Genomic DNA, 6,815 nt, shown 5'->3' on the forward strand with positions numbered 1-6,815 from the left:
GCCTTGGCCTATTTCGGGCCGTAGGCCAAACCCTAATTGACCGACATCGACAGTTCGCGAAGTCGCCGACGTCATCTCCGGCCAAGTCGGCATAGTGCAAGCCGTTCGCGTGTCGTCACGGGCAAATCTTCGAAGCGGGGCTCCGCCAGCGACCATCGTCGATCCGAAACTCCTCCGCCATTAATGCCGTCCGATCAGGGCGCCCGGCCAGCCTGCTCTCTGGTGCCTTCTCGATTGAGCACGGCAATGATCTTTCCATAGGCACGCGCCAGTTCTTCGTGTCTGTTACGTTTTTTAGGGCAAGTTGCGACCATGGCTTGATTGAGTTCTGCATTTTGTCGACGGGTAAGATCGGCGTTGGATTCCACCATTCATCTCCACCGAATCGAGGGCGGAGACCTGCGCGCGACAAAGCTGCCGGAGCGCCTCACTTCTCCGGTGATTAGCTGTCCCTTTACCAGGCCGCGCAGAGTTTCCGTGTCGTCCGACGACGACATTACGACGCGCAAGCCACCAGAAACCAGTGGTTCGATCACCGATATCCGCAACGCATGTTTCTGACAGAGAGACTCAATTTTGGCTTCTGTCTCCTGCACATGGATGACCCGGCTCAAAGCGCAGCATCCTTCGCACGCAGAGGAAGCGGATCGAACGATGTAGCAAAGCCAATGGCTTCTGATCGGTAGGGCGCGCGATGATCGCGAATGCGTTCCGCGTATTTCAGGGCGAGATGCTGATGCGCACGGCGCGCTGCAAATCCCGGCGCGGTCTGAGCGCGGAGCAGTTCCTCCTGCTCCCGCTTCAGCAGATAGTTGAGATCGTCCATTGAAAGGCTCCTCGGCTTGGCAAGCGGGAGCGCGATTGTCTCTCAGTCACAGCGGACGCCTGCAGCATTTTCCGCGCAATGACGCTTTGTAGCACACAATATCGCCATCGTCGCGAATTTAATTTTAGGAGGACATCCTTATTTTTCACATTGTCAAAAAATATTATATGAAAAATCGCTAAACATTATTTAGTAAGTTAAAACAGAAGTGCTGTATAAAATCGTTTATCAATGATATAATACGCAAGTAACTTTATTATTTTAGATATATAATCATTTTGTATTGCGTATTTTCGCTGTTTTTATTTGGTAAATAATTGGTAGTGGGCGGAGAAATGGCGTGTCGCTCTCAGCTGCCGAACCCGTGACGTTGGTAGAGTAGCCATATGCCCCAAGTTCCCTTTCTCCATGGCCGGACTCTCATAATGCTGAAGGAGGCTCAAATAGGGGGAGGGAAGCAAATCATTGGCGATGGATGCGAACCGAAGCTATCACCACCTGCGACCCTGAACAGGACATTCGCCAATCGGCCAGCCTTGGGCATCCAGAACGGTAAAGCGGACGGGCCGCACCTAGGGATCGAAAAATTGAGGCTGTAAGACTGATTTGGTGCCGTGGCTGGCGCCATCTGCGAGGCACCTTGGAACGTTATCGTAACGGGACAGAGTGCTGTTTTGGTGAAAAATCGCTCTGTCCTGCTTCGTTGGGTCTCATGCAATAAGCCGAGCCAGCTAAGGGGCCGAAGGACATGCACATAGACCAGCGATTTCATATGGTAGTCGTTATCATCGCTGCCTGTCAGCGTAGCGCAGAATTGCGTGTCAGTTACACCTGAATGAGCTTCCACGTTGACGGCATTGAGGACCAAAATCCATTCGATTTCCTGCGTGTCATCATAGCCGGCGGAAAGGAGCAGATGTTGAGCCAAGGTAATCCAAAGGATTCGCGGATACTCCAACAGATCCTTGTCTATCTTGATTATGGGCAGGAAGCCTTTTCGGTGGCGGGCGAGCTTGGCGGCCAGCAGTAAATCATGCAGAACGGCCAGTGGCGGGAAGTCATGGTCGTTCAGGACTTTATTGATCGCATAAAGCTCGTCGGCGGTGTAGCCAGGCCAAATGAAAGCTGCGGCGGCCCAAGTGACGAAGTAGCGCTTTATCGCCGTGTTGGGCGTGAGGCCGATCGGACCGGACTCGGCGAGATGGCTCAATGTAAGCAGCGCCGCTCGAGGTAGGGAGATAGCGCCAACTGCGGGGCGTCATTTGCTGGGGCGTGAAACTCGATCATCGTGACAAGGCTTTTTCCGCGCCGAGGACCGAGAGACAAGAACCGTCGATGTAGTTCTCACGGCGCGTCGGCGCTTTCGTATGTTCGACAAACCGGAGCTTTCCCGAGAGAGGCGCGACAAGCGATAAGTCGTGCCGGTCGAAGCGATCACTGCTACAGTTGTAGCATGACACCGACCGATAAAGCTCAACGAACGCCTACACTTGCGGTAAATCAAGATCGGCCATGGTCGGAGGTCGATCGTGTGGCTGCGCTGGAGGAATACGGCATCCTCGACACGCCAGTCGAGCCGGATTTCGATGAACTCGTCCGGCTCGCTGCCGAAACGTTCGGCGCCCCGATTGCGGTCGTCAATCTGGTGGCCAGCGACCGGCAATGGTTCAAGGCAGAGGTGGGCATTGGCGCCAGCGAACTCCCGCTCGATGTGTCGATGTGCGCACATGCGATCCTTCAGAACGATTTCATGGTCGTGCCGGACACACGCCAGGATGAACGCTTCGCTCACAATCCGTTGGTAACAGTGGACGATGGGCTCCGCTTCTATGCTGGCGCGCTGCTTCGGACCGCCAGCGGAATTCCGATCGGCACCGTCTGCGTACTCGACCGGATGCCACGGCCCGATGGAATCACGCCGCATCAGCGCCTGGTCCTTGAGGTTCTCGCCAGACAGGTCATGACGCAGCTTGAGCTTCGCCGGGCTCTCACCGAACAGGCGCGCAGAGGGGACCAGTTGACCCTGCTCCTCGAGGAGCGCGCCCGCGGCGAGGATGCGGTGCGCGAGGTGGAGGAGCGCTATCGCCTCGCCGCCCGCGCAACGAACGACGCCATCTGGGACTGGGATTTCGCGACGAACCACGTCATCTGGAACGAGGCGCTCGAGGAGCATTACGGCTACGTTCCAGATGACGTTGTGCCGACCGGCGAATGGTGGGTCGAACACATCCACCCCGACGACCGTGAACGGATCGACATCAGCATCCGCGCGGCCATTGACGGCGACGCGGCTAGCTGGGCCGACGAATACCGGTTCCGGCGCGCAGACGGCGAATATGCGTCGATCCTCGACCGAGGCCACATCATTCGGGATGCCGCGGGACGCGCCACGCGCATGATCGGCGCGATGCTCGACATCTCGGAGCGCCAAGCCAATCGCGCCGCGCTCACAATGAGCGAGGAGCGGCTCCGTCTCGCGACCGACGCCGCCGAGATCGGTTTCTGGGACGTCGACGTGGTCCATGACATGCTGATTTGGCCCCCGATCGTGAAGCGGATGTTCGGCATTTCCCCCAACGTCCCTGTGTCAATGCTCGACTACTACCAGGGGCTGCATCCGGAGGACCGCGAAGCCACGAGCATCGCCTATGCCGCTGCTACAGATCCGACCCAGCGGGCCGTCTACGATGTGGAATACCGCACGGTGGGCAAGGAGGACGGCGTCATCCGCTGGGTGGCAGCCAAGGGCCGTGGTATCTTCGACGGCGACACCTGCCTGCGAGTTCTGGGCACGGCGATCGACATCACAGAACGCAAGCGCTCCGATGCGACGATCCGGCGGAGTGAATCCCGCCTACGCTTCCTGCGGTCGCTCGACGAGGCACTGCAAGGCGCGCCGGATGCGGCGGCCGCCATGCTCTCCGCAGCCAAGCTGCTGGCGCTGCGGATCGGGGCTTCGCGCACAGCATATGCGGACGTCGATGCGGACAGTGACCGCTTCATCATCCGCGACGACTATGTGGCACCCGGCATTGAGAGCTCGGCGGGAACCTATAGCCTGGACCTCTTCGGATCGCGCGCCGTGGCCGACATGCGGGGTGGTCACACGCTGATTGTGCGGGACGTGACGACCGAACTGGCGCCGGCGGACGGACGCGAAATGTTCCAGTCCATCGGCATCGACGCGATCATATGCTGCCCGCTGGTCAAAGACGACCGACTCGTAGCGATGATGGCCGTCCATCAAGACAGCCCGCGCGACTGGAGCGACGACGAAATCTTGCTGGTCGAAGCCGTCGTGGAGCGGTGCTGGGCCCATGTTCAGCGGATCGGGGCGGAGGCTCGCCTGCGCGAAAGCGAGGCACGTTATCGGACGCTGTTCGAGGCCGTTGATGCGGGTTTTACGATCGCCGAGATTAAGTTCGACAATGACAGCCGTCCGATCGACTACCGGCTGATCGAGATGAACCCCGCGTTCGAACGTCAGACCGGAATGGGCGGACTCGTTGGCACTTGGGTGCGTGAGTCCGTTCCCGGCCTCGAGGAACATTGGTTCGAGGTCTACGGAGGGGTCGCCGCAACCCGGACCGCAGTTCGGTTCGAGAATTATGCGGAGCCGATGGGACGCTGGTTCGACGTATATGCGTTCCCAACCGGCGATCCTGGAGAGAATCTCGTCGCGATCCTGTTCAACGACATCACGGACCGGAAGCGCTCGGAGGACAGGCTCCGCGATATGAACGAGACGCTTGAGCTGCAGGTCGCCGAGCGTACCGCTGAACTGCGATTCAATCGAGACATCCTCGAGGCGACGACCTCGCCGATCTGCGCCTTTGACCATGACTACCGTCTCATCGCATTCAACAAGGCCCACAACGCCGAGTTCCGGCGAGTCAACGGCTTCGACACGAAAATCGGGGAGCCCCTTCCCGATCTCCTCATCCCCGAGCAGGCCGCCAGGATGCGTGCGCTCATGGATCGAGCGCTCACGGGCGAGAGCTTCACCGTCCAGGAAATCTTCGGTCGTTCGGAATTCGGTCAGCCCTGTTGGGAGATCAGCTTCACGCCGCTACGCGACGCCGATGGCTTGATCATCGGAGCCTTCCAACTGGCAAACGACGTCTCCGAACGGATCCGGGCGGAGGAGGAACTGGCATCAGCGCAGGAAGCGCTGCGCCAAAGCCAGAAGATGGAGGCTATGGGCAGCCTCACGGGCGGCGTCGCCCACGACTTCAACAACCTCCTCACCCCGATCATCGGCGGCCTGGACATGCTTCAACGCAAGTCCGTCGGCGGCGAGCGCGAGCAGCGTCTCATCGCGGGTGCATTGCACTCGGCAGAGCGCGCGAAGACACTTGTCCAGCGCCTTCTGGCCTTCGCCCGCCGTCAGCCGCTCCAGACCAAGGCCGTGGACATCGGCGCTCTCGTGTCCGGGATGGCCGAGCTCGTCGCGAGCACGTCCGGGCCACAGACCCGCGTTACAGTCGATGTGGCCGAGAAACTGCCGGCTGCGCTCGCGGACCAGAACCAGCTTGAGATGGCGATCCTTAACCTCAGTGTGAATGCTCGCGACGCCATGCCGGAGGGCGGGCGCCTGACTATCTCGGCCCGGGCAGTGGATCTGGAGACGGGGCTCGCACCCAATCTGAAGCCCGGGAAATACGTACGCCTGTCGGTCGCGGACACTGGGGTCGGGATGGATGCCGAGACCGTTCGACGAGCCATCGAGCCCTTCTATTCGACGAAGGGCATCGGCAAGGGAACCGGGCTCGGGCTTTCAATGGTGCATGGGCTTGCAGCACAGCTTGGCGGAGCCCTCACGATCGACAGCCGGCTCGGCCTCGGAACCGACATACAGCTTTGGCTGCCCGCGACCGAGGAGGATGTGGAGGTGGTCGACCGCACCGAGGAAACATCCCCCAATCAAGGCGCCGGGCGCGCGCTCGTCGTGGACGACGAGGACGCGGTGCGCGCAAGCACGGCCGACATGCTCGTCGATCTCGGATATGACGTCGTCGAGGCTGCGTCGGCGGAGCAGGCGCTTAAGCTCGTCAGGAGCGGTCTGGTCCCAGACCTGCTGGTCACCGACCATCTTATGCCCGGCAAGAACGGCACAGACCTAGCCCGCGAGATCCTTACCGATCTGCCCGGCACCCGCATCCTGATCGTGTCCGGCTATGCCGACGTCGACGGCATCGCGCCCGACCTACCTAGGCTGGTTAAGCCGTTCAGGCAGGCGGATCTGGCGGCCAGTCTCGGCGACGGAGCATGACCACTAACAACAGCCGTAAGATCAGTTCGCAACTCTCACTAGACAATTTGGAGGCGTGCGAGGCGCTTTGAGCGACGGAGCGAAAATGGGGGTCGCCAGGCGTCCGTCTATGGTCGACACCCGTGAAGATACCGGACCTTCCGCACTTGCGGATCAGGATTTGCAGCCTGAGCGGCCGCAAAGGATCGACGGAGGAAGTGGCCGCTGCGCGTTCTTTGTCGCCGCTCAGCGGATCATTTTCATTTCCCAGAAGGGGTCGTTCATTCTAGTTTGGGCTGTCTGTCGGCGGCATAAGTGCGGACGGTCGGCTACCGACCAAACCTAGTAGATTCTGGCGCCATCCGTGTAGACCTAGCGAGTCTGGACATACAGGCCGTCATTCCAGGCTGATCAAACCGCCGGGTAAAGATTGAACATGATGGGGCGCTCTACAAGCAATGCAACCGCATCGAACGCATGTTCGGCCATTTGAAAATCAGCCGCGCCATTGCCATGCGATATTATCAGCTTGCCGCCCGCTTCATGAGCATGGTCGATATGGCCACAGCCAGATACTGGCTCAAATTCGTCCACGCCGTCTAGGCGGCGTGGACAAATTGGTTAGAAGCGAGCTTTCCAAGTGTCGTCTGGATACTTGATGATCTGCCGCCGCCATATCCAGATGGCGAAGGCAAACATCAGCACGCCGGAAGTGATGCCCGCAGCCCATCCCCTCTG

Annotated in this window: 5 protein-coding genes; 1 reads left to right on the forward strand and 4 read right to left on the reverse strand. The window is 59.6% G+C overall.

Going from position 1 to position 6,815, the window contains the following annotated elements; translation table 11 throughout:
• Positions 1-194: 194 nt before the first annotated feature.
• The 3 genes from ACOJSJ_RS15590 to ACOJSJ_RS15600 all read right to left on the reverse strand — a co-directional run bounded on the left by ACOJSJ_RS15590 (position 195) and on the right by ACOJSJ_RS15600 (position 2,036).
• Positions 195-371 (reverse strand): hypothetical protein, encoded by a 177-nt coding sequence (locus ACOJSJ_RS15590; RefSeq protein WP_420145889.1) that lies wholly within the window; start codon positions 369-371, stop codon positions 195-197.
• A 239-nt stretch (positions 372-610) separates the two neighbouring features.
• The gene (locus ACOJSJ_RS15595; RefSeq protein WP_420145890.1) at positions 611-826 is read right to left on the reverse strand and encodes a hypothetical protein; all 216 of its coding nucleotides are present in this window, start codon (positions 824-826) and stop codon (positions 611-613) included.
• Between the two features lie 439 nt (positions 827-1,265).
• Entirely contained in the window at positions 1,266-2,036 is a 771-nt protein-coding gene (locus ACOJSJ_RS15600) for a hypothetical protein (RefSeq protein WP_420145891.1), read from the reverse strand.
• Between the two features lie 321 nt (positions 2,037-2,357).
• On the opposite strand from ACOJSJ_RS15600, the gene ACOJSJ_RS15605 reads away from it, so the two are divergent.
• Complete coding sequence (locus tag ACOJSJ_RS15605; protein ID WP_420145892.1) at positions 2,358-6,098, forward strand: PAS domain S-box protein; 3,741 nt, start codon at positions 2,358-2,360, stop codon at positions 6,096-6,098.
• A gap of 390 nt (positions 6,099-6,488) precedes the next feature.
• On the opposite strand, the gene ACOJSJ_RS15610 is transcribed toward ACOJSJ_RS15605, so the two are convergent.
• Positions 6,489-6,671 (reverse strand): hypothetical protein, encoded by a 183-nt coding sequence (locus ACOJSJ_RS15610; RefSeq protein WP_420145893.1) that lies wholly within the window; start codon positions 6,669-6,671, stop codon positions 6,489-6,491.
• Positions 6,672-6,815 lie beyond the last annotated feature (144 nt).

Origin of the sequence: Sphingobium sp. (assembly GCF_048594625.1) — a bacterium.
Lineage (GTDB): Bacteria > Pseudomonadota > Alphaproteobacteria > Sphingomonadales > Sphingomonadaceae > Sphingobium.

Excerpts from the sequence above, each read along its gene's own strand:
- ACOJSJ_RS15590 (WP_420145889.1), bottom strand. The coding sequence starts at position 371 with ATGGTGGAATCCAACGCCGATCTTACCCGTCGACAAAATGCAGAACTC.
- ACOJSJ_RS15595 (WP_420145890.1), bottom strand. The coding sequence starts at position 826 with ATGGACGATCTCAACTATCTGCTGAAGCGGGAGCAGGAGGAACTGCTC.